The sequence below is a fragment of the Actinoallomurus purpureus genome (genome assembly GCF_024055795.1).
GTDB lineage: Bacteria > Actinomycetota > Actinomycetes > Streptosporangiales > Streptosporangiaceae > Actinoallomurus > Actinoallomurus purpureus.
Genome location: NZ_JAMXMY010000012.1, coordinates 94,057 through 116,400 on the forward strand (window position 1 = coordinate 94,057; position 22,344 = coordinate 116,400).

The window sequence follows — 22,344 nt, forward strand, 5'->3', positions numbered from 1 at the left end:
GGTCAGGTGTTGAAGTACTTCGCCTCCGGGTGGTGCACGACGATCGCGTCGGTGGACTGCTCGGGGACGAGCTGGAACTCCTCCGACAGCGTCACGCCGACGCGGTCCGGGCGCAGCAGTTCGACGATCTTGGCGCGGTCCTCGAGGTTCGGGCAGGCACCGTAGCCGAGGGAGAACCGCGCGCCCCGGTAGCCGAGCTTGAAGAACGCGTCGAGGTCGTCGGGGTCCTCGCCGCCGAACCCCAGCTCCGCGCGGACGCGCGTGTGCCAGTATTCGGCGAGCGCCTCGGCGAGCTGCACCGACAGGCCGTGCAGCTCAAGGTAGTCCCGGTAGGAGTTCTTCTCGAACAGCTCCTGCGTCACCTCACTGATCTTCGAGCCGACCGTCACGAGCTGGAAGCCGATCACGTCGGTCTCGCCGGCCTCGCGGGGCCGGAAGAAGTCGGCGAGGCACAGGTGCCTGTCGCGCCGCTGCCGGGGGAAGGTGAAGCGGGTGCGCTCGGAGCCGTCCTCGTGGAGCACGACGACGTCGTCGCCCTCGCTGACGCACGGGAAGTGGCCGTAGACGATGCCGGCCTCGACGAGCCCGTCGGTCTGGACGCGGTCCAGCCACATCCGCAGCCGCGGCCGTCCCTCGGTCTCGACGAGCTCCTCGTACGAGGGGCCGTCGCCGCCGCGTGCGGCCCGCAGACCCCACTGGCCCATGAAGGTGGCCCGCTCGTCGAGGAAGGCGGCGTAGTCGGCCATCGGCACGCCCTTGACGACCCGGTCGCCCCAGAACGGCGGGTCGGGGATCTTGTTGTCGGTGGCCACGTCGGAACGCTTCGGCATGTCCTCCGGCTCGGTCACCTGGAGCTTCGCGCCGCCCGCGACCCGGCGCCGGCGCAGCGGCGGCAGCGTGGCACCGGCCTCACCCCGCTTGACCGCCATCATCGCGTCCATGAGGCGCAGCCCTTCGAAGGCGTCGCGCGCGTAGCGGACCTCGCCGTCGAACAGCTCGGCGAGGTCCTGCTCGACGTACGCGCGGGTCAGCGCGGCGCCGCCGAGCAGCACGGGCCAGCGCTCGGCCAGCCTGCGGGAGTTCAGCTCCTCGAGGTTCTCCTTCATGATCACGGTGGACTTCACCAGGAGACCGGACATGCCGATCACGTCGGCCCGGTGCTCCTTGGCCGCGTCGAGGATCGCCGACATGGGCTGTTTGATGCCGAGGTTGATCACCTCGTAGCCGTTGTTGGACAGGATGATGTCGACGAGGTTCTTGCCGATGTCGTGGACGTCGCCCCTGACGGTGGCCAGCACGATGCGGCCCTTGCCGCCCTCGTCGGTCTTGTCCATGTGCGGCTCGAGGTAGGCCACCGCGGTCTTCATCACCTCGGCGGACTGCAGCACGAAGGGCAGCTGCATCTCCCCGGAGCCGAACAGCTCGCCGACGGTCTTCATGCCGTCGAGCAGCACGTCGTTGACGATCTCCAGGGCGGGCCGCTGGGCGAGGGCCTCGTCCAGGTCGGCGCTCAGGCCGTCGAGCTCGCCGTCGATGATGCGGCGCTTCAGCCGCTCCCACAGGGGCAGGCCGGCCAGCTCGGCGGCCCGGTCGGCGCGCATCGCGGCGGCGTCGACGCCCTCGAACAGCTCCAGGAACCGCTGGAGCGGGTCGTAGCCGTCCCGGCGCCGGTCGTAGACGAGATCGAGCGCGACCTGGCGCTGGTCGTCGGGGATGCGCGCCATCGGCAGGATCTTGGAGGCGTGCACGATCGCGGAGTCCAGGCCGGCGTTGACGCACTCGTTGAGGAAGACGGAGTTGAGCACGATGCGGGCGGCCGGGTTGAGCCCGAACGAGACGTTGGACAGGCCGAGGGTGGTCTGGACCTTCGGGTGGCGCCGCTTGATCTCGCGGATCGCGTCGATCGTCTCGACGGCGTCGCGCCGCGACTCCTCCTGACCGGTGCCGATCGTGAAGGTCAGGCAGTCGATGATGATGTCCTCGACCCGCATGCCCCAGGTGGTCGTCAGGTCCTCGATCAGCCGGTCGGCGACCCGCGCCTTCCACTCCGCCGTACGGGCCTGGCCGTCCTCGTCGATGGTCAGGGCGATGACCGCCGCGCCGTGCTCCTTGACGACCGGCATGAGCCGGGCCGTACGGGACTGCGGGCCGTCGCCGTCCTCATAGTTGACGGAGTTGATCACGGCTCGGCCGCCGAGCATCTCCAGACCGGCCTGGATCACCGGCGGCTCCGTCGAGTCCAGCACGATCGGCAGGGTGGAGGCCGTGGCGAACCGGAAGGCCAGCTCCTTCATGTCGGCGACGCCGTCGCGGCCGACGTAGTCGACGCACAGGTCGAGCAGGTGGGCGCCGTCGCGGGCCTGGTCACGGGCGATCTTGACGCAGTCGTCCCAGCGGGCCTCCAGCATCGCCTCGCGGAACGCCTTGGACCCGTTGGCGTTGGTGCGCTCGCCGATCGCCAGGTAGGAGGTGTCCTGCCGGAACGGCACGTGCTGGTACAGCGAGGCGGCACCGGCCTCCGGCCGCGGCCTGCGGGCGGCGACCTCGCGTCCCCGGACGCGCTCCACGACGTGGCGCAGGTGCTCGGGGGTGGTGCCGCAGCAGCCGCCGACCAGCGACAGGCCGAACTCCCGGGTGAAGGTGTCGTGCGCGTCGGCGAGCTCGTCCGGCGTCAGCGGGTAGAACGCGCCGTCGGCGGTCAGCTCCGGCAGCCCGGCGTTGGGCATGCAGGACAGCGCGGTCGTGGCGTGCCGGGCCAGATAGCGCAGATGCTCGCTCATCTCCGCCGGGCCCGTCGCGCAGTTGAGGCCGATGACGTCGAGCCCGAGCGGCTCCAGGGCGGTGAGGGCGGCGCCGATCTCCGAACCGAGCAGCATCGCGCCGTTCTGCTCGATGGTGACCTGCGCGATGCGGACCGTGGCGGTGCCGGCCTTGGCGACCGCCCGTTCGGCGCCGATGACGGCCGCCTTCGCCTGCAGCAGGTCCTGGCAGGTCTCGATGATGAGCGCGTGCGCGCCGCCGGCGATGAGGCCGGCGGCGTTGCGCTCGTACGCGTCGCGCAGCTCGGCGAACGGCACGTGGCCGAGCGTGGGCAGCTTCGTGCCCGGCCCCATCGAGCCCAGCACCCAGCGCGGCCGGTCGGGCGTCGACAGCTCCGCGGCGGCCTCGCAGGCGATCCGCGCCCCCGCCTCCGACAGCTCCTCGATCCGCTCGGTGATGTCGTACTCGCCGAGGTTGCCGAGGTTGGCGCCGAAGGTGTTGGTCTCGACGCAGTCGACACCGGCGGCGAGGTACTCCTCGTGCACCCGGCGCACGATGTCCGGGCGGGTCACGTTGAGGATCTCGTTACAGCCCTCGTGACCCTCGAAGTCCTCGAGGCTCGGACCGGCCGCCTGAAGCATCGTCCCCATGCCTCCGTCGGCCACGATGACACGTTCGCGTAGGGCCTGGCGCAGGGTCTCTGGCGTCGCGCTCATGGCCCCATAGCCTATCGGCGGCCATCCGAGCCCCGTTCGTACGCGCCTCAGCTCCGGGGCCCGTCCGTGCCGCTCCGAGCCCCGACGTACCAGGCCCCGGCCGCTGAGCCCCGCCCGCCGGCACCGCTCCCGGCCGGGATCCGGGCCCCTCGGCCGCGAACGTGATCGACGTCTCGGCCCGCGTGCGTTCCGTAACCGTTACGGTCAAGGCGCGTTGTGCCTTAGCGGCATCACATGCCGGTTCTGATCGTCGATCGCCAGCACCTGCCTGGTCTGGTCTCCACCAAGGAGGACCCGTGGGTTCGTACAGCACCGTCCTCGTCGGCACCGACGGCTCCACGTCCTCTTTCCGGGCGGTCGAGGCCGCCGCACGGATCGCGGCCGACGCCGGGGCCACGCTCATCCTCGTCTGCGCCTACCACCCGATGCCCGCCCGCGAGCGTCAGCACGCCGCCGACCGGCTGGGCGACCTCGCCTACAAGATCGAGGGCTCCACGCCCGCCGCCGACGCGCTGCGCGCCGCCCGTGAGCGGGCGGTGGCGGCGGGGGCCCGCGACATCGACGAGGTCCCGGTCGAGGGCGACGCCGTCGACTCCCTGGTCGAGCTCGCCACGGACCGCCGCGCCGACCTCCTCGTCGTCGGCAACCGGGGGCTGAACAGGCTGGCGGGCCGGCTGCTCGGTTCGGTGCCGGCGAACCTGTCCCACCGCTCCCCCTGCGACGTCCTGATCGTCCGCACCACCGACGGCCGGTGACCGCGGCCTCGGTTTCGCTGTGATCTCAAGGGGACGCCCGGGGGCGTACAGGACATAGGCTGGAGATGTCGTTTATGAGACGTCGGTTGGGAGGCAGCGCGTGGTCGAGCTCGACGATGTGCCCGAGCTCGTCGACCCGGTAGTGATCGCCGCCTTCGAGGGGTGGAACGACGCCGGTGAAGCGGCGAGCGGCGTGATACGCCACCTGGAGGAGATCTGGGGTGCCACCCCGCTGGCCGCGCTCGACCCGGACGACTACTACGACTTCCAGGTGACGCGTCCCACCGTCGAGATGGTCGACGGGCAGACCCGGCGCATCAGCTGGCCGACGACCCGTCTGTCGGTGGCCAAGCTTCCCGGCTCCGACCGTGACGTCGTGCTGGTCCACGGCATCGAGCCGAACATGCGATGGCGGGCGTTCTGCCAGGACCTGGTCGGCATCATGCTCGAGCTGGGCACCCGGAACGTCGTGCTCCTCGGGGCGCTGCTGGCCGACGCCCCGCACACCCGTCCGGTGCCGGTGACCGCGGCCTCCTCCGACGCGGACCTGACCGCGCGCATGCAGCTGGAGGCGGCGCGTTACGAGGGGCCGACTGGCATCCTGGGCGTGCTGCAGGACGCCTGCGCGACGGCGGACCTGGAGACGGTCTCCCTGTGGGCCGCGGTGCCGCACTACGTGGCGCAGCCGCCGTCGCCCAAGGCGACCCTGGCGTTGCTGCGCTGGGTGGAGGACATCCTCGACATCTCGGTGTCGCTCGGCGAGCTGCCCGAACAGGCGCGCGCCTGGGAGCACGGGGTCAACGAGCTGGCCGAGCAGGATTCCGAGGTCGCGGAGTACGTCCGCGCCCTGGAGGAACAGAAGGACGCGACGGAGCTTCCGGAGGCCAGCGGCGACGCGATCGCCCGGGAGTTCGAGCGCTACCTGCGCCGCCGCGGCGACTCGGACTGAGCAGGCGTCGGACTGCCAGAGGTAGGACTGTCAGGGGGAGGACCGCGCCTCCCCCTGATCCCTACAGTTCGACGCCGAGCAGCGAGTCGACGGCGACGCGGATGAGGCCGGGGGCGGCGCTGTCGGCCTCCCGGTCCTCGTCGGTCACGCTGAGGGCGTGGTCGGCCCACCGGTCGACGGCCAGGAGCGCGGACGGCGCGTCGAGGTCGTCGGCCAGGTGCCGGCGGATCCGGCCGACGACGTCGGCCGCCGGGGGCGCCGCCGGCAGCAGGACCGCCTCGCGCCAGCGGGCCAGGCGCGCCTGTGCCCGCGTCAGGTCGTCCCCGGTCCACTCCCAGTCGGACCGGTAGTGGTGGTCCAGCAGCGCGAGCCGGATCGCCATCGGATCGGCGTCCTCAGTGCGCAGGCGGGACACGAAGACGAGGTTGCCGCGCGACTTGGACATCTTCTCCCCGTCCAGGGCGACCATGCCCGCGTGGACGTACGCCCTGGCGTGCGGGCGCTCCCCGGTGGCGATCTCGGCGTGCGAGGCGCCCATCTCGTGGTGCGGGAAGACCAGGTCCGAGCCGCCGCCCTCGATGTCGAAGGACATGCCGAGGTTGCGCACGGAGATCGCCGAGCACTCGACGTGCCAGCCGGGACGCCCGCGCCCGAACGGGGAGTCCCAGGACGGCTCGCCGGGGCCCTCGGCCTGCCACAGCAGGGCGTCCAGCGGGTCCTTCTTGCCCTTGCGTCCCGGGTCGCCGCCGCGCTCGGCGAACAGCGGCAGCATCTCCTTCGGCGAAAGGCGGCTCACCGAGCCGAACGACGGGTCCGTGGAGACGGGGAAGTAGAGGTCGCCGTCCAGTTCGTACGTCGCGCCCTTCTCCCGGAGCCGCTCGATGAACTCGATGATCAGCGGGATCGACTCGACGGCGCCGGCGTACTCGCGGGGAGGCAGCACGCGCAGGGCGGTCATGTCGTCGCGGAACAGCGAGATCTCCCGCTCGGCCAGCGCACGCCAGTCCTCTCCCGTCTGGGCGGCGCGCTCGAGCAGCGGATCGTCGACGTCGGTGGCGTTCTGCACGTAGTGGACGTCGTGTCCGGCGTCGCGCCAGACGCGGTTCACCAGGTCGAACGCCAGGTAGGTGGCGGCGTGACCCAGGTGGGTCGCGTCGTAGGGGGTGATGCCGCAGACGTACATCCGCGCGGTCGGGCCGGGGTCGGTGGGACGTATGGCGCCGGCGGCCGAGTCGTGCACGCTCAGGCGGACGTCGTCCGGGGCGGGAAGGCCGTGTTCGGCCAGGCTGGGGACCTTGGGGGCGGACCACGATCGCATACCCAGCAGCCTAACCGGAGTCCTCGGGTCCGCCGTCGGTCAGGTCCGGTTCGCCGGACGGCCATCCGAATACCGATCGGGTTCCAAATGCCGGACCGAGGGTAAAGAACGCGCCATGTCGCGTGGAATAACTACTGGTCCGTCAGCGATGTGGAAGTCTGGTCACGCTTGTCCCCTCCCCTAGCCTGAGCCCTCACCGTGTCGAAACATCGCAGGAAGAAGACCCGACGCCCGCCGCTGGCGGGCCTTTCCGTGTGGGCGGGAACACTCGTGGCCGCGCTGGGGATCGCGTACGTGACCGTCGACGTCGGCCTGCATCACGGCGCGGCCGACACCCGCCGGCCGCGCGACGTCGACACCCCCTCCCCCGCGCGTCCTGGGCTGTCCCAGATCAAGGTCACCGACCCGACCGACCACAAGACGTACGGGGTGTACGTGTGGCGCCCCGACGTGCCGGAGACGCGCACGCTGCCCGTCCTGTACTTCCTGCACGGCGTGCCCAGCGACCCCAAGACACTGATCGACGATGAGGGGCTCGCCAAGCAGGTCTCGGCGTACGTCGCCAAGGGGGGCACGCCGTTCGTGCTGGCGGTCCCCGACGGCAACGGCAGCCATCACGACGACACCGAGTGGGCGAACGCCGCCGACGGATCCGACCGGGTCGAGGATCGGGTGCTCGACGAGGTGATCCCCGCCGTCGAGGGCGGCCACCGCCGGGACGCCGCGCACCGTGCGATCGGCGGCTTCTCCATGGGCGGGTACGGCTCGATGAACCTCGCGCTGCGCCACCCCGACGTCTTCGGCTCGGTGACCTCCATCTCCGGCTACTTCCACGTCGACGACCCGTCGCACATGTTCGGCGACAAGGACGCCGTCGTCGACGCGAACCGGCCGGACCAGAACGTCGCCGCCGCCCGGCGCGTGCGGATCTTCCTGTCCGCCGCCGAGAGCGAGGACAACGACGTCATCAAGGGCGAGCCGCAGAGGTTCAAGAAGCTGCTCGACACGGCGGGGGTGCCGGCCGTGCTCGACGTACGCGCCGGCGGCCACGACTGGGACTACGTGCGCAGCGTCCTCCCGGACGCCTTCGGCTTCCTCGCCCAGGGCTGGGCGAAGGCCGGGGCGCCGGGGCCCGTGAGCGCGTCTCCCCGGCCCACCGGCTCACCTCAGTAGGTCGGCGGCCTACACGGGCGGCCAGGGGATGGCGGGCCAGTCCTCCGGTGGGTACGGGTGGATCCGGTGCTTGAGCATGAGCTCGATCCGGCCGTGGACCGCCTCGACCTCCTCGGCGGTGAGCAGCCCGGACAGCCGCCGCGCGAAGCCGTCTCGGGTGAAGGCGCGACGCAGCCGCTGCAGGGCGTCGACGGCCTCGGAGGTGAGCTGCTTGCCACGCCACTGCCACAGCACGGTGCGGAGCTTGTACTCGGCGGAGAAGCAGACGCCGTGGTCGCAGCCGTACACGTGACCGCTCCGGGTGGGCAGGAGGTGGCCGATCTTCCGGTCGGCGTTGTTGACCACGGCGTCGAAGAGGGCCATGCGGCGCACGGCCGCGTCGTCGCCGCGCGACAGCTCCAGCAGGTCGACCTCGGTGTCGTGCTCGATCCACAGCTGGACCATGCCGGGCCCGAACGGGCCGTCGCGGTGCACCGTCGGGGGCACGACGGACCAGCCCATCTGCTCGGAGACGAGGTAGGCGGCAACCTCGCGGCCCGCCAGGGTGCCGTCGGGGAAGTCCCACAGCGGACGCTCGCCGGACACGGGCTTGTAGACGCAGTTGGCCCGCAGGTCCTCGTGGGTGATCGAGCAGTACAGCGTCGCGTTGCTGGCGGCGACGAGTCGCCCTTCGATGGTGATGTCGCCGTGCTGGAGGAGGCGGAGGGCGGCCTCGGTGTCGGTGGGGGTCAGCGCGCCGTCCCCGCCGATGCCGTACCTGGAGGGCTGACTCATGTGTTCAGTGTCCGTGGGATCGGGGTCTCAGCCAAGATGGCCGTTCTGGCGGGGACACACGTGGCCCTGGGCGTCGAGCGGAAGGCCGCAGAGAGGGCAGGGCGGACGGCCCGCGGCGACGATCTTCAGGGCCCGCTGCGCGAACGCCCGCGCCTGGGCCGCGGTGATCCGCACGCGGAGAACGGCGACCGCGGGGTCCTCGCTGCCGATGTCGGCCTCGTCGTCCTCGCTCTCGGTCATCTCCTGGGCCTCGATGACGATCCGCTCGTCCTCGGGGTCCCAGGCGAGGGCCATGGTGCCGACCCGGAACTCCTCCTCGACGGGCTGCTCGAGGGGTTCGTCATCCTGCAACTCCATGGGCGCGACCGCGGGCACCACCGCGGCGCCCCCGCCCTGGCGCAGCACCTCGTCCAGGAGCTCCTCGAGACGTTCGGCCAGCAGCGTCACCTGGAACTTCTCCAGCCCGACGCTCGTGACGCGGCGCCCGTCCTGTGCCTGAAGAAAGAAGGCGCGGTCGCCCGGCTGGCCGACGGTGCCCGCGACGAACCTGTCGGGCATGTCGTATGCGATGACCGGCATGAGGATGACCCTACGCTCCGCCGCCGACCGCTGCGTCACTGTCCCGCCCCGACTTCGCAAGAAGATCGTCGACTCGGCCGCCGCCGTCGTTGAGGCGGACCAGGAACGGGCGCAGTTCGGTGTAGCGGATCACGGTGAGCGAGGCCGGATCGGCCTGGATGCGCTGGAACTGGTCGAGGTGGAGTCCGAGGGCGTCGGCCACGATCGCCTTGATGATGTCCCCGTGGCTGCAGACGAGGTACGTCGCGTCCGGCCCGAGCCGGTCGTTCCACTCACGGATCGCGGACACGGCCCGGTGCTGCGCCTCGGCCAGCGACTCCCCTCCCGGGAACCGGGCGGCGCTCGGGTGCGCCTGGACGACCTTCCAGAGGTCCTCCTTGGTCAGTTCCTCGAGGGGGCGGCCGGTCCACTCGCCGTACCTGACCTCGCCGAGGCGCTCGTCGGTCCGGACGCCCAGTCCGTCGCGGCCGGCCAGGATCGCCCGCGCCGTCTCCTGACAGCGGTCCAGGGGGCTCGAGACGATGGTCTCCAGCGGAACCGGTGCCAGCCGCGCCGCGAGTTCGGCGGCCTGCCGACGGCCCCGCTCGTCCAGGTGCACCCCCGGAGTCCAGCCCGCGAGCACCGGTCCGGTCATCTCGGTCAGCCCATGGCGTACCAGCAGAAGTGTGGCCACGCGGTGAACTGTAGTCGCAGTCCGGGCCGCGCTTGTCTCCCGTTTCCGTGGGTAGCCACCGTTGGACGATTTGTTAACCCGCGATGCGCGACAATGTCCTGTCATGATCATGGATTGCGCCATCTACCGTAAGGGCGAGCGTGAGAGCGTCGACGGCGACCTCAGCGACGCCCTCGACGTCGCGCGCGAGAACGGCGACGCCTTCATGTGGATCGGGCTGCACGAGCCGACCCGCGAGGAGTTCGACCTGGTCGCCGGCGAGCTGCAGTTGCATCCCCTCGCGATCGAGGACGCGGTCAACGCGCACCAGCGTCCCAAGCTCGAACGCTACGGCGACACGCTGTTCGTCGTCGTCAAAACGCTGCACTACGTCGACGCGACCTCCGACATCGAGGTCGGCGAGATCATGCTGTTCGTCGGCGCGGACTTCGTCATCACGGTCCGGCACGGCCAGGGCAGCCCGCTCAAGGAGGTACGCCGGCGCCTGGAGGCCGACACGGACCTGATCTGCCACGGGCCCGGTGCCGTCCTCTACACGGTCCTCGACGAGGTCGTCGACCGGTACGAGGCGATCGCGCACGAGGTCGAGACCGACATCATCGAGCTGGAGCGCGAGGTCTTCTCCCCCCAGCGCGTCACGGTCACCGAGAAGATCTACGACCTCAAGCGCGAGGTGCTGGAGTTCCGCGGCGCGGAGGATCCCCTCATCCCGGTCCTGCAGGACATCGTCAAGCGCCGGGTCGAGCTCCCGCCCGGCACGCTGGAGTACTTCCGCGACGTCCTCGACCACCTCCTGCGCGTCGACGAGCGGGTCGACTCCCACAGCGAGCTGCTGACGAACGTGCTGAACGCGCACCTCGCCCAGGTCGGCATGCAGCAGAACGAGGACATGCGCAAGATCTCCGCCTGGGCGGCGATCCTGGCGGTGCCCACCATGGTGACCGGCGTGTACGGAATGAACTTCGAGCACATGCCGGAGCTGAAACAGTCGTGGGGCTATCCGGCGGCGCTCCTGCTCATCCTGACGATCTGCGTGGGGCTCTACCGCTGGTTCCGCAAGAGCGGATGGCTGTGACGCCCCTCAGGTCGCGGTGATGGCCCCGGCGGCGAGCAGGCCGATCAGGACGCCGCCGAGGGCCACGCGGTAGTAGGTGAACACCAGCGTCGAGTGGCGGACCAGGAACTTCAGCAGCCACGCGATCGAGGCGTACCCGACGACGAAGGACACCACGGTGGCGACCGCGGTCCCGGTGACCGGCAGGCCTCCCTCCCCCACCTTGCGCAGCTCGAACAGGCCGGACAGCACGACCGCCGGGATGGACAGCAGGAAGGAGTAGCGCGCCGCGGCCTCCCGGGTGTACCCGAGGAAGAGGCCACCGGTGATCGTGGAGCCCGACCGCGAGGACCCGGGGATCAGCGCCAGGCACTGGAAGCCGCCGATGATCAGGCCGTCCCGCATGTTGAGGTCGCCGACTTCGAGCTTCTGCCGTCCGGCCCATTCGGCGACCATCATCACCAGGCCCATGACGATGAGCGACCCCGCGTTGATCCAGAGGTTGCGGGCAGGGCCCTCGATCAGCTTGTTGAACGCCAGCCCGGCGACCGAGACCGGGATGGTTCCCAGCCCGACGTACCACCCCATGCGCGCGTCGAGGTGACCGCGCAGCTCCTTGTCGGTGAGGCTGCGGAACCACGTGCCGATGATGCGGACGATGTCCCGCCAGAAGAACAGGAGCACCGCGAGCATCGTGCCGAGCTGGATGACCGCCGTGAACGCCGCGCCCGGGTCCTTCCAGCCGAGCAGCCGCGGCACGATCAGAAGATGTGCGGAGCTGGAGATCGGCAGGAACTCGGTGAGGCCCTGCACGACGCCCAGAACGGTCGCTTGCACGAAATTCACGGGTCCGGAGTCTCCTTAACACGCCCGCCGACCGGGCGTCGCACTGTTCACCCCGCCCGCCTCACTCGCTCCGTGGTCGGCCTCGCCCCTCGGCCGATCACTCCGCTCGCCAGGTCGGGCGTGCTCGGGTCGCTGAATGACGATGGCAGCCTAGTGCCGCTCACGCCCTCACCCGTCCACGGGTGGGCGTGTCCGCCTACGGGTGAGACCTGGCGGGTCGCCGCACCGCCGGCCGGGTGTGTGCGGACGAATTTCCCGACTCCCGATACGCTCCGCAGGCATGGAACAGCGTCACCTCGGCCGGAGCGGCCTGGCCGTTTCCCGCCTCGGCCTCGGAACGATGACGTGGGGCGGGGACACCGAGGTCGATGACGCCGCCGCCCAGCTCACCGCCTTCGTCGAGGCCGGCGGCACCCTGGTCGACACCGCGGACGTGTACTGCGGCGGCGAGAGCGAGCGGGTGCTGGGCGCCCTCGTCGGCCAGGTCGTCGCCCGCGACGACCTGGTGATCGCCACGAAGGCCGTGCTGACCGCCGACGGCACGCGCGACGCCTCCCGGCGTCACCTGCTGCGCGCCCTGGACGCCTCCCTCGACCGGCTGGGCGTGGACCACGTGGACCTGTGGCAGTTGCACGCCTACGACGCGCGGACCCCTCTCGAGGAGACGCTGTCCGCCCTCGACGACGCGGTGGCCTCCGGCCGGGCGCGCTACACCGGCGTGTCGCACTTCGCCGCGTGGGAGCTGGCCCGCGCCGCGACGTGGCAGAAGGCCTGGCCGGGGCGCACCCCGATCGTCTCCACGCAGGTGGAGTACTCCCTGCTGCGGCGCGACATCGAGGACGACGTGCTGCCCGCGGCCGCCGAGCTGGGCGTCGGAGTGCTCCCGTGCTCCCCGCTCGGCCGCGGGGTACTCACCGGCAAATACCGCACCGGCATCCCCGCCGACTCGCGGGCGGCGACCCCGCACTACGCCGAATTCGTGCAGCCCTACCTGAGCGAGCGCGGCGCCCAGATCGTCGAGTCGGTGTCGACGGCGGCCGAGGGGCTCGGCGTGTCGCCGCTGGCCGTCGCGCTCAGCTGGGTGCGCGACCGGCCCGGCGTGGCCGCCCCCATCGTCGGGGCCCGCACGGCCGGCCAGCTCGCAGCGATCCTCAAGGCGGAGGAGATCACGCTGCCGGCCGAGATCCGCGACGCGCTCGACGACGTCTCGTCCGAGTAGGGCCCTACCGGGGCAGGTGCTGGAGCATCCGGTGAAGGCCGGGCCGGGGGCTGATCCGGGCCTGCTGCGCGCCGAGGACGGTGATGGGCACGTCCTCCATGGCCCCTTGGTACCACCAGTACACGCGATCGCTCAGCATCGCGCCGGTCCGGGCCACGGATCGGCTCGTCTCGTGGATCGACGGCACCGCCGCCAGGTCGGCGTGCGAACGCAGCACCATGAAGATCAGTACGCCGTCGACCGGGACGGTGAGGAGCAGGCCGAAGGACGCGGGCTCGCGCAGCAGTTCACCGATCCGCAGCAACTGCGCGGAGGCGGTGCCGCTCGGGCCCGTGACGATGTGCAGGGCGTTGCCCGCGACCGTCTCGTCGGAGCGTACGTCGAGGTCCTCGCGGCGCAGGTTGTCCAGGCCCCATCCCCAGAGCGTCCGCGGGTCGCTCCCCCAGCGATGGGCGTCCGCGGCGCCGACCGGGCGCACCCCTTCCCGGCCCTCCTCCCGGACGCACAGCAGCCCGAAGATCTCGTCACTGAGCACGATGGAGATCGCGTCGTAGCCGGCGGGGAGGGCGTCGCGCCGCATCAGCCGCAGGCCCAGATGGGGCGCGACGCGCTCCGGTCCCGGCCAGCCCGGCTGCTGGTAGGCCGGCTGGTAGGGGCCCGGGTAGGGCGCCGCCGGAGGCTGGTGGCCCTGGGGGTACCCCGGCGGCGGTCCCGGTCGCATGGGGCCGGGCTGGTACGGAGCGGGCCGAGGCGGCCCGGGCGGGTACGGGCCGGGGCCCCACGGACCTCCCGGCGAGGGCGGGTACGGATAGGACATCGGGGTCGCGGGCCTCTGGATTCACGGCGCGGTCGGGGATGGTGCGCCCATCGTGGCATGATCACGCGCCGTGCACGGCACCGACCTTCAGTCGTGACCATCCGGTGACGCGGCACCGTCCTCGCCAACGCGGCGAACACCGGGCGCGACGGCACTAAAGTGAGCGAGCGATGACTGAGACCTTCTCCGGCCCTCCCTCCGACGTGGCCGAGCTGTTCGCGACCAATGACGTCCCGGCCCGGCTCGCGCCCGAGGCGCTGGCCCGCCTCGGCGAGGCCGCCGCCAAGATCCTGCGTGACGACCCGTGGCGGCTGCTGGAGATCCCCGGCGTGCGGCCCGAGCAGGCCGACTTCTTCGCCCGCAGGCTGCTCGGCGCGCAGGCCGGCCGGCACGATCCGCGCCGCGCGGGCGCCCTGGCCGCGCACCTGCTGCTGCGGGCCGCGGGTGACGGCCACACGATCACGCCCGCCAAGGCGGTCCTGTCCGCCCTGGAGGCCTTCGACCCGGGAGACGCGGTGGAGGCGCTGCGCGCGTCCATCGCCGCCGGGGACATCGCCGCGGTGATGGACGAGGCGTCCGAGAACGAACTCCTCGGCCTCGCCCGCCTCACCGTCGCCGAGGAGACGGTCGCCGAGGGCCTCGCCCGGCTCACCGCCACCGCCGACCCGCTGCCCGAGGCCGACGGCGTCCCGGCGGCCGTGTGCGAGAGCGGCGTCAGCGTGCTCGCGGGCGCCCCGGAGGCCGTGGAGGAGGTGCTCCAGCGGCTGCTCGGTGCTCCCGGCGTGATCGTCACCGCCCCGACCGACCGGGCCGCGCGTGCGCTCGGCGGCGCCCGCTCCCTGCACCTGCTGCTGGAACCCGGACCGGCCGGCTACTCCCGGGGAGAGGACCGCCCGCTGGAAGCCGACCTCGTCGTGGTGGCCGAGGCGGACACCCTCGACGTCGAGCACGCGGCCGCGCTCGTCGAGGCGTGCATGGACGGCACGCATCTGGTCCTCGCCGGCGACCCGGCGGCACCGTCCCCGTCCGGCGCGGGCCGCGTCCTCGCCGACGTCATCGCCTCCGGCACGGTGACGGTCACCGAGCTGCCCGCCGCGCCGCGAGACGTGATCGGCCGGCTGACCGCGGCGGCCCGCGCGGGGACCCTCGCCCCGGTGGAGTCCGCCGACCGAGAGGTCGTCATCGTCCCGGCGGCCGAGGCCCGTGAGGCGGCCCACCGCGCGGTGCAGCTCGTCACGGACTCCATTCCCCGCGCCCTGGGCATCCCCGCCGAGGAGATCCTCGTGGTGACGCCCGTACGACGCGGGGAGGCCGGTGCGGTGGCGCTCAACCAGACGCTGAAGGAAAGGCTCAACCCGGGCCCGGGCCCGTACGACGCCGGCGACCGCGTCGTCGCCGTCACCGACCTGCCGAGCGCCGCCGCGGGCGAGTTCGGCACCGTCACCGCCGCCCATCCGGCCGAGGGCACACTGGACGTCGCGTTCCCGTCCGGCGACGCGACGGTGCCCGGCTCCGCGGTACGCCACGGCTGGGCCGTGACCGTCCTCCGGGCCCAGGGCACACGCTGGCCGGCCGTCGTGGCCGTGCTGCCCGGGGAGGCGGGCGGGGCGCTGTCCCGGGCGCTGGCGGTGGGCGCCTTCAGCCGGGCGCGGCGGCACCTGTCGGTCGTGCACGCCGCCGGCCCGGAACTGGCCCGCGCGGTGCGCGACCGCACCGAGCCGCCCCGCCGTACGCGTCTTTCCGCGTTGCTGCGCGAGAACATGGCAGACCTGTAACCCTGTAGTTCGCGGCGTTTCCGTGTAACGCTCGTCTCGTTGGACCAGTTGTCAGTAACAACGGGAGACGACCCAGGGAGTGACATGGGCTCAAGGCGAGACTGGCGGCGCGTCGGGGCGGCGTCGGCGACGGTGTCCGCCGGCGCGGTGATGTTCTTCGCGGCCGGCGCCGGTCCGGCGTCGGCGGAGTCGCGCGCCACGGTCCGGACGGCGGGCGAGTGCAAGCTCGGCCCCCTGCTCTGCAGTGTCCTGGGCGGCGGGACTGGCAAGCCGGCGAACCCGCCGAAGTCGGGCGGAAGCGGATCCACCAAGCCGAAGCCCAAGCCGTCCGCCGGTCATTCCCACCACTCCGGTTCCGGTTCGGGCGGCGGATCGCACTCCGGCTCGAGTGGTGGATCCCACTCGGGTTCGGGCGGCGGATCGGGATCCGGCTCGGTGAACGTGCCCATCGCTCCCCCGGCGGCGGGCACGGCCGGCGACGCCCCGCAGGTGGCCGCGCCGCAGCCGCAGGGCCCCGCGCTGCCCGACATCACGTCCCAGGGCCCGCTCGTGTACCCGCAGGAGTCGCCCGTCCGGCAGGAGCAGCCGACGGCGGCGCGGCTGATGGCCGCCAGCGACCCGGCGGAGGACTCCGTTCCGCCGTTGCTCGTGGCGACCGCCTCCGGGCTGATCGGCGCGGTCACGGCGCTGAACCTCAGCGTGCTCAACCGCCGTCTGCGCCGCCCGCGCTCCCGCTGACAGGTGAGCCCGGTCCCGGCCGGAGAGCCCGTCGACGCGCCGCCGCCGTCCGGGCCGCCGCCGGAACCCGTCGTCGATCCGCCCGGCTCACGCCACCGGCGAGGGCCGTAAGCGACTGGGCAGAAACGTACGCTAGGCGGTGATGATCAATAGGACGACGTCAGAGACGCCCGGTTCGACCAAGGCGCACGGGGGCGGCGTCCTGATCGGCGCATTGGTCATTGACTCGGTCGGCAACGGGCTCTTCCTCCCCCTGTCCCTGGTGTTCTTCACCCGGCTCACCGATGTCCCGCTGAGTCTTCTCGGCATCCTGCTCAGCGTCGCCGGCGCGATCACGCTGCCGATCCCTGTCTGGACCGGTGCGCTGGCCGACCGGCTGGGTGCGCTGCCCCTGGTCGTCGCGGCCCAGGTCATGCAGGCCCTCGGTTACCTCGCCTACGGCCGGGTCGACGAGCCGGTCGGCATCTTCTTCGCTGTGAGCCTGGTGGCCGTGGGCGTGCGGGTCTTCTGGTCGAGCATCTTCACCGCGGTCGCGGACCATGCCGACGCGAGCACATCCACCATGCGCAGTGACTCATGGTTCGCCTGGGCCAACATGGCTCGCACCGCCGGGCTCGGCCTGGGTGGGCTGATCACCGGCGCCGTCATAGCCGACGGCCGTACCGCCGCCTATCACGCCGTCGCCTACGCCGCGGCGGGCTGCTTCGCCGCAGCCGCCGCCGTGATCACGGTCTTCGTCCGCGTACCGAAGCTCCGCCACGACGCCGGACAGACCCGAACCGGATATGGAACGATCCTCAAAGACCGCCGGTTCCTCGCCCTGACCGGTATCAATACCGTCTTCGCGATGACGGGCATGATGCTCGCGCTGGCCTTGCCCACCTTCGTGCTCACGGGCCTGAGAGGGCCCACTTGGCTCGCATCCGCGCTCCTCGTCGGTAACACCGTCGTGGTGTCGGTGCTCGCCGCACCCGTCATCAAGCGACTCGCCGCCTACCGACGCACCCGGATCATCATGACCGCGGCCGCGTTGTGGTCCGCATGGTGTTTCCTGCTGTCCGGCCTCGTCCCCGGCCGGCTCGTCTGGGTGATCCCCGTGCTGATCGGTGCGACAGCGCTGTTCACCCTGGCCGAGGTGATGCATGCTCCGGTCTCGATCGCGCTGGTGACCGCCATCTCGCCGGCCGAACTGAGGGGCCGCTACATGGCCGCCTTCCAATACTCGTTCACCATCGCCGGGATCATCGCGCCCACGTTCTTCACCACGCTGTTCAACCTCCACCGCTCCCTGCCGTGGATCGCGCTCGGCGCGACGAACTGCCTCGCCATCATCGCCCTACGGCTGCTGGAACCGAACCTGCTGCCCGCCGCACAGCACAACGCCGCTGCGGAGAAAACGCTCGGCGACGACGAAGAGATGTCCGCGGACCATCTGGCCTGAGCGCCGCCGGGCGCGGTCAGCCGCCGACGGCGTGGACGCCGCCGTCGACGTGGACGATCTCGCCCGTCGTCGCCGGGAACCAGTCGGACAGCAGCGCCACGCAGGCCTTGGCGGTCGGCTCCGGGTCGGCGACGTCCCAGCCCAGCGGGGCCTTGTCCGGCCAGACGTTCGTGAACTCCTCGAAGCCCGGGATGCTCTTGGCCGCCATCGTCTTGAGCGGCCCGGCGGCCACGAGGTTGACGCGCACGCCGTCCGGGCCGAGGTACTTGGCGAGGTATCGGGCGGTGGACTCCAGGCCGGCCTTGGCCACGCCCATCCAGTCGTACACCGGCCAGGCCTGGGTGGCGTCGAAGTCCAGGCCCACGACCGAGCCGCCGTTCTTCATCAGCGGCAGGCAGGCGGCCGTGAGGGACTTCAGGGAGTAGGTCGAGACCTGGACGGCGGTGGCGACGTCGTCCCACGGGGTGTTCATGAAGTTGCCGCCCATGGCGGTCTGCGGCGCGAATCCGATGGAGTGCACGACCCCGTCGAGCCCGTCGACGTGCGCGGCGACCTTTCCGGCGAGACCGTCGAGGTCCTCGGCGCTGGTGACGTCCAGCTCGATCACCGGCGCGGCCTCCGGGAGCCGCTTGGCGATGCGCTCGACGAGCGACATGCGGCCGAATCCGGTCAGGACGACGGTGGCGCCCTCCTGCTGGGCGAGCCGCGCGATGTGGAAGCCGATGGAGGCGTCGGTGAGGACGCCGGTGACGAGGATCCGCTTGCCGTCGAGAATGCCCATTCAGTGTCCCATTTCCAGATATCGGCCGCCGCCCGCGGCGGGCCGGTGCTCGTTGTCAGGATGCGCCCGCGGCGACCGTCTACCGGTCGGTGGAGCGGTCGGCACGCCGGCGGTCAGTGCCCCATTCCGAGGCCGCCGTCGACGGGGATGACCGCACCGGTGATGTAGGCGGCGTCCTCACCGGCCAGGAAGCGGACGGCCTTGGCGATCTCGGCCGGCTGGGCGATGCGGCCCAGCGGGATCTGCTTCTTGATCTCGGCCTGGCGGTCCTCCCCCAGCGCCGCGGTCATGTCGGTCTCCACGAAGCCGGGCGCGACGACGTTGACCGTGATGTTGCGCGAGCCGAGCTCGCGGGCGAGCGACCGCGCGAAGCCGACCAGCCCGGCCTTGGAGGCGGCGTAATTGGCCTGGCCACCGGAGCCGAGCAGTCCGACGACGGAGGACACGAGGATGATCCGGCCGCCCCGCTTGCGCATCATGCCGCGGACCGCGCGCTTGGCGACGCGGTAGGCGCCGGTGAGGTTGGTGTCGAGGACGGAGGTGAACTCCTCCTCGCTCATCAGCGCGAGCAGGTTGTCCCTGGTGATGCCGGCGTTGGCGACCAGCACCTCCACCGGCCCCTGCTCCGCCTCGATCTTGCCGAACGCCGCGTCGACGTCCTCGACGCTCGTGATGTCGCAGCGCACGCCGAACAGGCCCTCGGGGGGCTCCCCGGAGCGGTAGGTCACGGCGACGGCGTCCCCGGCGTTCTTCAGCTCGTGGGCGATGGCCAGCCCGATTCCCCGGTTGCCTCCGGTGACGAGGGCGGAGCGACTCATTAGACGAACCTCCAGTTCGATCGTGGCGAGCCTATTGCGCTACCGATAGGTAACACGAGCACGGCACCGCCAAGGAGGACCGGCCGGTCTTTGTAGGACGCGATAGGTTGCATGGGTGCGAGAGATCGATCCAGAGTTCACCGCCCTGCCGTCGCGCGCACTGGCCGACGCGGCGCTGTCCAGAGCGCGGGATCTCGGCGCCGAACACGTCGACTTCCGCCTCGAACGCATCCGGAGCCAGACCCTGCGCCTGTCCGACGGCAGTCTCGAGACGGCCCTCGACGCCGACGACGTCGGGTTCGCCGTCCGAGTGATCCTGAACGGCACGTGGGGATTCGCCGCGGGCATCGACCTGACGACCGACGCGGCCGCCCGGGTGGCCGAGCAGGCGGTCGAGGTGGCCAAGGTGGCCGCGGCCATCAACCGTGAACGCATCGAGCTGGCCACCGAGCCGGCGCACGGCGAGCAGGTCTGGATCTCGGCCTACGAGGTGGACCCGTTCGACGTGGCGGTCCGGGACAAGATCGCGCTGCTGGCCGACTGGAGCGCCCGGCTGCTGCGCGACGACCGGGTCGCGCATGCCGACGCGTCGCTCCTGCAGGTCAAGGAGAACAAGTTCTACGCCGACACGGCGGGGACCGTGACCACGCAGCAGCGGGTGCGCCTCCACCCGGTGCTGAACGCCGTCGGCATCCGGGACGGCGCCTTCGACACGATGCGCACCCTCGCCCCGCCGGTGGGGCGAGGCTACGAATACCTCACGGGCAGCACGTGGGACTGGGACGGCGAGCTGGCCCGCATCCCCGAGCTGCTGGCCGAGAAGCTGTCGGCGCCCTCGGTCGAGGCCGGCACGTACGACCTCGTCATCGACCCGTCGAACCTCTGGCTGACGATCCACGAGTCGATCGGGCACGCCACCGAGCTCGACCGGGCGCTCGGATACGAGGCCGCGTACGCCGGCACGTCCTTCGCGACGCCCGACAAGCTCGGCAGCCTGCAGTACGGCTCGAAGGTCATGAACATCACCGGGGACCGCACCGCCGAGCACGGCCTGTCCACGATCGGCTACGACGACGAGGGCGTCGAGACCCAGCGGTGGGACATCGTCCGCGACGGCCTCTTCGTCGGCTACCAGCTGGACCGGCGGATCGCGCACCTGACCGGGGCGGAGCGGTCCAACGGTTGCGCGTTCGCCGACTCCCCGTCGAGCATGCCGCTGCAGAGGATGGCGAACGTCTCGCTGCGGCCGGCGCCGGACGGCCCGTCGACCGAGGAGCTCATCGCCGGCGTCGACCACGGGATCTACGTGGTCGGCGACAAGAGCTGGTCGATCGACATGCAGCGCTACAACTTCCAGTTCACCGGCCAGCGCTTCTACAAGATCGAGCGGGGGCGGCTCGCGGGCCAGCTGCGGGACGCCGCCTATCAGGCGACGACCACGGACTTCTGGAACTCGATGGAGGCCGTCGGCGGGCCGCAGACCTACGTCCTCGGCGGCGCGTTCAACTGCGGGAAGGGCCAGCCCGGCCAGGTCGCGCCGGTCAGCCACGGCGCGCCGTCCGCGCTGTTCCGCGGCGTCAACATCCTCAACGCGGTGAAGGAGGCGGGCAAGTGACCACCCCGCAGGAGACGGTCGAGCGGGCGCTGGCGCTGTCGCGCACGGACGGCTGCGTCGTCATCGCCGAGGAGTCCAGCGGCACGAACCTGCGCTGGGCGGGCAACACGCTGACCACCAACGGCGTCACCCGGTCCCGGCGGCTGACCGTCATCGCGATCAAGAACAAGGCCGACGGCGTCTCCACCGGGGTCATGTCCCGTACGGGCGTGACCGAGGATCAGCTGGAGGACCTGGTCCGCGCGGCCGAGCGGGCCGCGGCCGACAACGCCCCGGCCGACGACGCCGCGTCCCTGGTCGACGCGTCCGAGGCCGGTCCGGGCGGCCGCTGGGACGACCCGCCGGCCGAGACGTCCATCGGCGTCTTCGAGGGCTTCGCGCCGTCGCTCGGCGAGGCGTTCGCGGCCGCGAAGGGGAACGCCCGCCTGCTGTACGGCTTCGCCGAGCACACCATGAACACCACCTTCCTCGGCACCTCCGCCGGGCTGCGGCTCCGGTCCGACGAGCCGACCGGGAAGGTCGAGCTCAACGCGAAGTCCGACGACCTGTCCCAGTCGGCGTGGAACGGCGTGGGCACGCGCGACTTCCGCGACGTCGACGTCACGGCGCTCGCCGACGACCTCACCCGGCGGCTCGAGTGGGGCCGGCGGCGGATCGACCTGCCCGCGGGCCGCTACGAGACGCTGCTGCCGCCGAGCGCGGTGGCCGACCTGATGGTCTACCTGTACTGGTCGGCCGGCGCCCGCGACGCCCACGACGGCCGTACGGTCTTCAGCAAGCCGGGCGGAGGCACCAAGGTCGGCGAGAGCCTGTCCGACACGCCGGTCCGCCTGTACAGCGACCCGGCGGCGCCCGGCCTGGAGTGCACGCCCTTCGTGGTCGCGCACGCCTCGAGCCGTGAGTCGTCGGTGTTCGACAACGGCATCGCGCTCCGCCCGGTCGACTGGATCTCCGACGGCAGGCTGTCCGCGCTGCTGCAGACCCGCCACTCGGCCCGGCTGACGGGCCTGCCCTTCACCCCCGGCGTCGACAACCTGCTGATGGAGGTTCCGGGCGGCACGGCGACGCTCGACGAGATGATCGCCGGCACCCGCCGCGGGCTGCTCCTCACCTGCCTGTGGTACATCCGCGAGGTCGACCCGCAGTCGCTCCTGCTCACCGGGCTGACCCGCGACGGGGTGTACCTCGTCGAGGACGGGGAGGTCGTCGGCGAGGTCAACAACTTCCGGTTCAACGAGAGCCCGGTCGGCATGCTGGGGCGGGTGGCCGAGGCCGGCGCGACACGGCGGACCCTCGCGCGCGAGTGGTCGGACTACTTCACCCGCACGGCCATGCCGCCGCTGCGGATCGCCGACTTCAACATGTCGACGGTCAGCAAGGCGAGCTGACCGCCCGTCCCGGCCGGCCGCCTCCGCGGAGACGTCCGGCCGGGCTTCGGACGGCCGGGTCCGGACACAAGCGGTACGGACCCGGGGTCGTCCGTCTCAAAGGTCGTACGGCCGCCGGTGCCTGCTCAGGACCGTACGCGCTCCGGGCTCTCGGC

The 22,344-nt window shown here is 71.7% G+C and carries 19 protein-coding genes; 10 read left to right on the forward strand and 9 right to left on the reverse strand.

All coding sequences use genetic code 11. The annotated features are described in order from the left end of the window. Window positions 1-2 precede the first annotated feature (2 nt). Complete coding sequence (gene metH, locus NE236_RS22730; RefSeq protein WP_252844081.1) at window positions 3-3,476, reverse strand: methionine synthase; 3,474 nt, start codon at window positions 3,474-3,476, stop codon at window positions 3-5. A 296-nt stretch (window positions 3,477-3,772) separates the two neighbouring features. Between metH and NE236_RS22735 the strand changes: the two genes are divergently transcribed. Both NE236_RS22735 and NE236_RS22740 read left to right on the forward strand, forming a co-directional pair. Then, entirely contained in the window at window positions 3,773-4,231 is a 459-nt protein-coding gene (locus NE236_RS22735) for a universal stress protein (RefSeq protein ID WP_252844082.1), read from the forward strand. Between the two features lie 100 nt (window positions 4,232-4,331). After that, window positions 4,332-5,180, forward strand: a complete 849-nt coding sequence (locus NE236_RS22740) for a PAC2 family protein (protein WP_252844083.1) — start codon at window positions 4,332-4,334, stop codon at window positions 5,178-5,180. Window positions 5,181-5,241: 61 nt separating this feature from the next. On the opposite strand, the gene mshC is transcribed toward NE236_RS22740, so the two are convergent. Further along, window positions 5,242-6,504 carry a cysteine--1-D-myo-inosityl 2-amino-2-deoxy-alpha-D-glucopyranoside ligase gene (gene mshC / locus NE236_RS22745; protein WP_252844267.1) on the reverse strand — a complete coding sequence of 421 codons (1,263 nt, stop codon included), beginning with the start codon at window positions 6,502-6,504 and terminating at the stop codon, window positions 5,242-5,244. A gap of 264 nt (window positions 6,505-6,768) precedes the next feature. On the opposite strand from mshC, the gene NE236_RS22750 reads away from it, so the two are divergent. Further along, window positions 6,769-7,671, forward strand: a complete 903-nt coding sequence (locus NE236_RS22750) for an alpha/beta hydrolase (protein WP_252844084.1) — start codon at window positions 6,769-6,771, stop codon at window positions 7,669-7,671. A 9-nt stretch (window positions 7,672-7,680) separates the two neighbouring features. On the opposite strand, the gene NE236_RS22755 is transcribed toward NE236_RS22750, so the two are convergent. Genes NE236_RS22755 through NE236_RS22765 form a run of 3 tightly spaced genes read right to left on the reverse strand, consistent with a single transcriptional unit; the run spans window position 7,681 to window position 9,697 of the window. Further along, window positions 7,681-8,445 carry an SCO1664 family protein gene (locus NE236_RS22755; protein WP_252844085.1) on the reverse strand — a complete coding sequence of 255 codons (765 nt, stop codon included), beginning with the start codon at window positions 8,443-8,445 and terminating at the stop codon, window positions 7,681-7,683. A 27-nt stretch (window positions 8,446-8,472) separates the two neighbouring features. Then, the gene (locus tag NE236_RS22760) at window positions 8,473-9,024 is read right to left on the reverse strand and encodes a DUF3090 domain-containing protein (RefSeq protein ID WP_252844086.1); all 552 of its coding nucleotides are present in this window, start codon (window positions 9,022-9,024) and stop codon (window positions 8,473-8,475) included. A gap of 10 nt (window positions 9,025-9,034) precedes the next feature. Next, window positions 9,035-9,697 carry a histidine phosphatase family protein gene (locus tag NE236_RS22765; RefSeq protein ID WP_252844087.1) on the reverse strand — a complete coding sequence of 221 codons (663 nt, stop codon included), beginning with the start codon at window positions 9,695-9,697 and terminating at the stop codon, window positions 9,035-9,037. 103 nt (window positions 9,698-9,800) lie between these two features. On the opposite strand from NE236_RS22765, the gene corA reads away from it, so the two are divergent. Continuing rightward, on the forward strand, window positions 9,801-10,772 hold the full coding sequence (corA, locus tag NE236_RS22770) for a magnesium/cobalt transporter CorA (protein ID WP_252844088.1): 972 nt from the start codon (window positions 9,801-9,803) through the stop codon (window positions 10,770-10,772). A gap of 6 nt (window positions 10,773-10,778) precedes the next feature. On the opposite strand, the gene NE236_RS22775 is transcribed toward corA, so the two are convergent. Continuing rightward, window positions 10,779-11,597, reverse strand: a complete 819-nt coding sequence (locus tag NE236_RS22775; RefSeq protein ID WP_252844089.1) for an undecaprenyl-diphosphate phosphatase — start codon at window positions 11,595-11,597, stop codon at window positions 10,779-10,781. Between the two features lie 280 nt (window positions 11,598-11,877). Between NE236_RS22775 and NE236_RS22780 the strand changes: the two genes are divergently transcribed. Continuing rightward, the gene (locus NE236_RS22780; protein ID WP_252844090.1) at window positions 11,878-12,816 is read left to right on the forward strand and encodes an aldo/keto reductase; all 939 of its coding nucleotides are present in this window, start codon (window positions 11,878-11,880) and stop codon (window positions 12,814-12,816) included. A 4-nt stretch (window positions 12,817-12,820) separates the two neighbouring features. Here NE236_RS22780 and NE236_RS22785 read toward each other — a convergent pair whose 3' ends face one another. After that, on the reverse strand, window positions 12,821-13,537 hold the full coding sequence (locus NE236_RS22785; protein ID WP_252844091.1) for a hypothetical protein: 717 nt from the start codon (window positions 13,535-13,537) through the stop codon (window positions 12,821-12,823). A 266-nt stretch (window positions 13,538-13,803) separates the two neighbouring features. On the opposite strand from NE236_RS22785, the gene NE236_RS22790 reads away from it, so the two are divergent. From NE236_RS22790 to NE236_RS22800, 3 genes are all read left to right on the forward strand, one after another. After that, a complete protein-coding gene (locus NE236_RS22790; protein ID WP_252844092.1) occupies window positions 13,804-15,408 on the forward strand; it encodes a helix-hairpin-helix domain-containing protein in 1,605 nt (534 codons plus the stop codon). 84 nt (window positions 15,409-15,492) lie between these two features. After that, on the forward strand, window positions 15,493-16,146 hold the full coding sequence (locus NE236_RS22795; RefSeq protein ID WP_252844093.1) for a hypothetical protein: 654 nt from the start codon (window positions 15,493-15,495) through the stop codon (window positions 16,144-16,146). A 142-nt stretch (window positions 16,147-16,288) separates the two neighbouring features. Then, window positions 16,289-17,587: an MFS transporter gene (locus tag NE236_RS22800; protein ID WP_252844094.1), complete on the forward strand. Its 1,299-nt coding sequence runs from the start codon at window positions 16,289-16,291 to the stop codon at window positions 17,585-17,587. Window positions 17,588-17,603: 16 nt separating this feature from the next. Here the strand turns inward: NE236_RS22800 and fabI are convergent, their stop codons facing one another. Both fabI and NE236_RS22810 read right to left on the reverse strand, forming a co-directional pair. Next, window positions 17,604-18,368: an enoyl-ACP reductase FabI gene (gene fabI, locus NE236_RS22805; RefSeq protein ID WP_252844095.1), complete on the reverse strand. Its 765-nt coding sequence runs from the start codon at window positions 18,366-18,368 to the stop codon at window positions 17,604-17,606. A 113-nt stretch (window positions 18,369-18,481) separates the two neighbouring features. Further along, window positions 18,482-19,186, reverse strand: coding sequence for a beta-ketoacyl-ACP reductase (locus NE236_RS22810; protein WP_252844096.1), 705 nt, complete (start codon window positions 19,184-19,186; stop codon window positions 18,482-18,484). A 115-nt stretch (window positions 19,187-19,301) separates the two neighbouring features. Here NE236_RS22810 and NE236_RS22815 point away from each other — a divergent pair, with 115 nt between their 5' ends. Further along, window positions 19,302-20,801 carry a TldD/PmbA family protein gene (locus NE236_RS22815; RefSeq protein ID WP_252844097.1) on the forward strand — a complete coding sequence of 500 codons (1,500 nt, stop codon included), beginning with the start codon at window positions 19,302-19,304 and terminating at the stop codon, window positions 20,799-20,801. After that, complete coding sequence (locus tag NE236_RS22820) at window positions 20,798-22,189, forward strand: metallopeptidase TldD-related protein (RefSeq protein WP_252844098.1); 1,392 nt, start codon at window positions 20,798-20,800, stop codon at window positions 22,187-22,189. Before NE236_RS22815 ends, NE236_RS22820 begins: the two co-directional genes overlap by 4 nt. The last annotated feature ends 155 nt before the right edge of the window (window positions 22,190-22,344 follow it).

Bases quoted from the DNA above. Each gene is read 5' to 3' on its own strand.
- NE236_RS22800 (WP_252844094.1), top strand. From the start codon at position 16,289: ATGATCAATAGGACGACGTCAGAGACGCCCGGTTCGACCAAGGCGCAC.
- NE236_RS22790 (WP_252844092.1), top strand. From the start codon at position 13,804: ATGACTGAGACCTTCTCCGGCCCTCCCTCCGACGTGGCCGAGCTGTTC.
- NE236_RS22760 (WP_252844086.1), bottom strand. From the start codon at position 9,024: ATGCCGGTCATCGCATACGACATGCCCGACAGGTTCGTCGCGGGCACC.
- fabI (WP_252844095.1), bottom strand. From the start codon at position 18,368: ATGGGCATTCTCGACGGCAAGCGGATCCTCGTCACCGGCGTCCTCACC.
- NE236_RS22780 (WP_252844090.1), top strand. From the start codon at position 11,878: ATGGAACAGCGTCACCTCGGCCGGAGCGGCCTGGCCGTTTCCCGCCTC.
- metH (WP_252844081.1), bottom strand. From the start codon at position 3,476: ATGAGCGCGACGCCAGAGACCCTGCGCCAGGCCCTACGCGAACGTGTC.
- NE236_RS22785 (WP_252844091.1), bottom strand. From the start codon at position 13,537: ATGCGACCGGGACCGCCGCCGGGGTACCCCCAGGGCCACCAGCCTCCG.
- NE236_RS22755 (WP_252844085.1), bottom strand. From the start codon at position 8,445: ATGAGTCAGCCCTCCAGGTACGGCATCGGCGGGGACGGCGCGCTGACC.
- NE236_RS22795 (WP_252844093.1), top strand. From the start codon at position 15,493: ATGGGCTCAAGGCGAGACTGGCGGCGCGTCGGGGCGGCGTCGGCGACG.
- NE236_RS22810 (WP_252844096.1), bottom strand. From the start codon at position 19,186: ATGAGTCGCTCCGCCCTCGTCACCGGAGGCAACCGGGGAATCGGGCTG.
- corA (WP_252844088.1), top strand. From the start codon at position 9,801: ATGATCATGGATTGCGCCATCTACCGTAAGGGCGAGCGTGAGAGCGTC.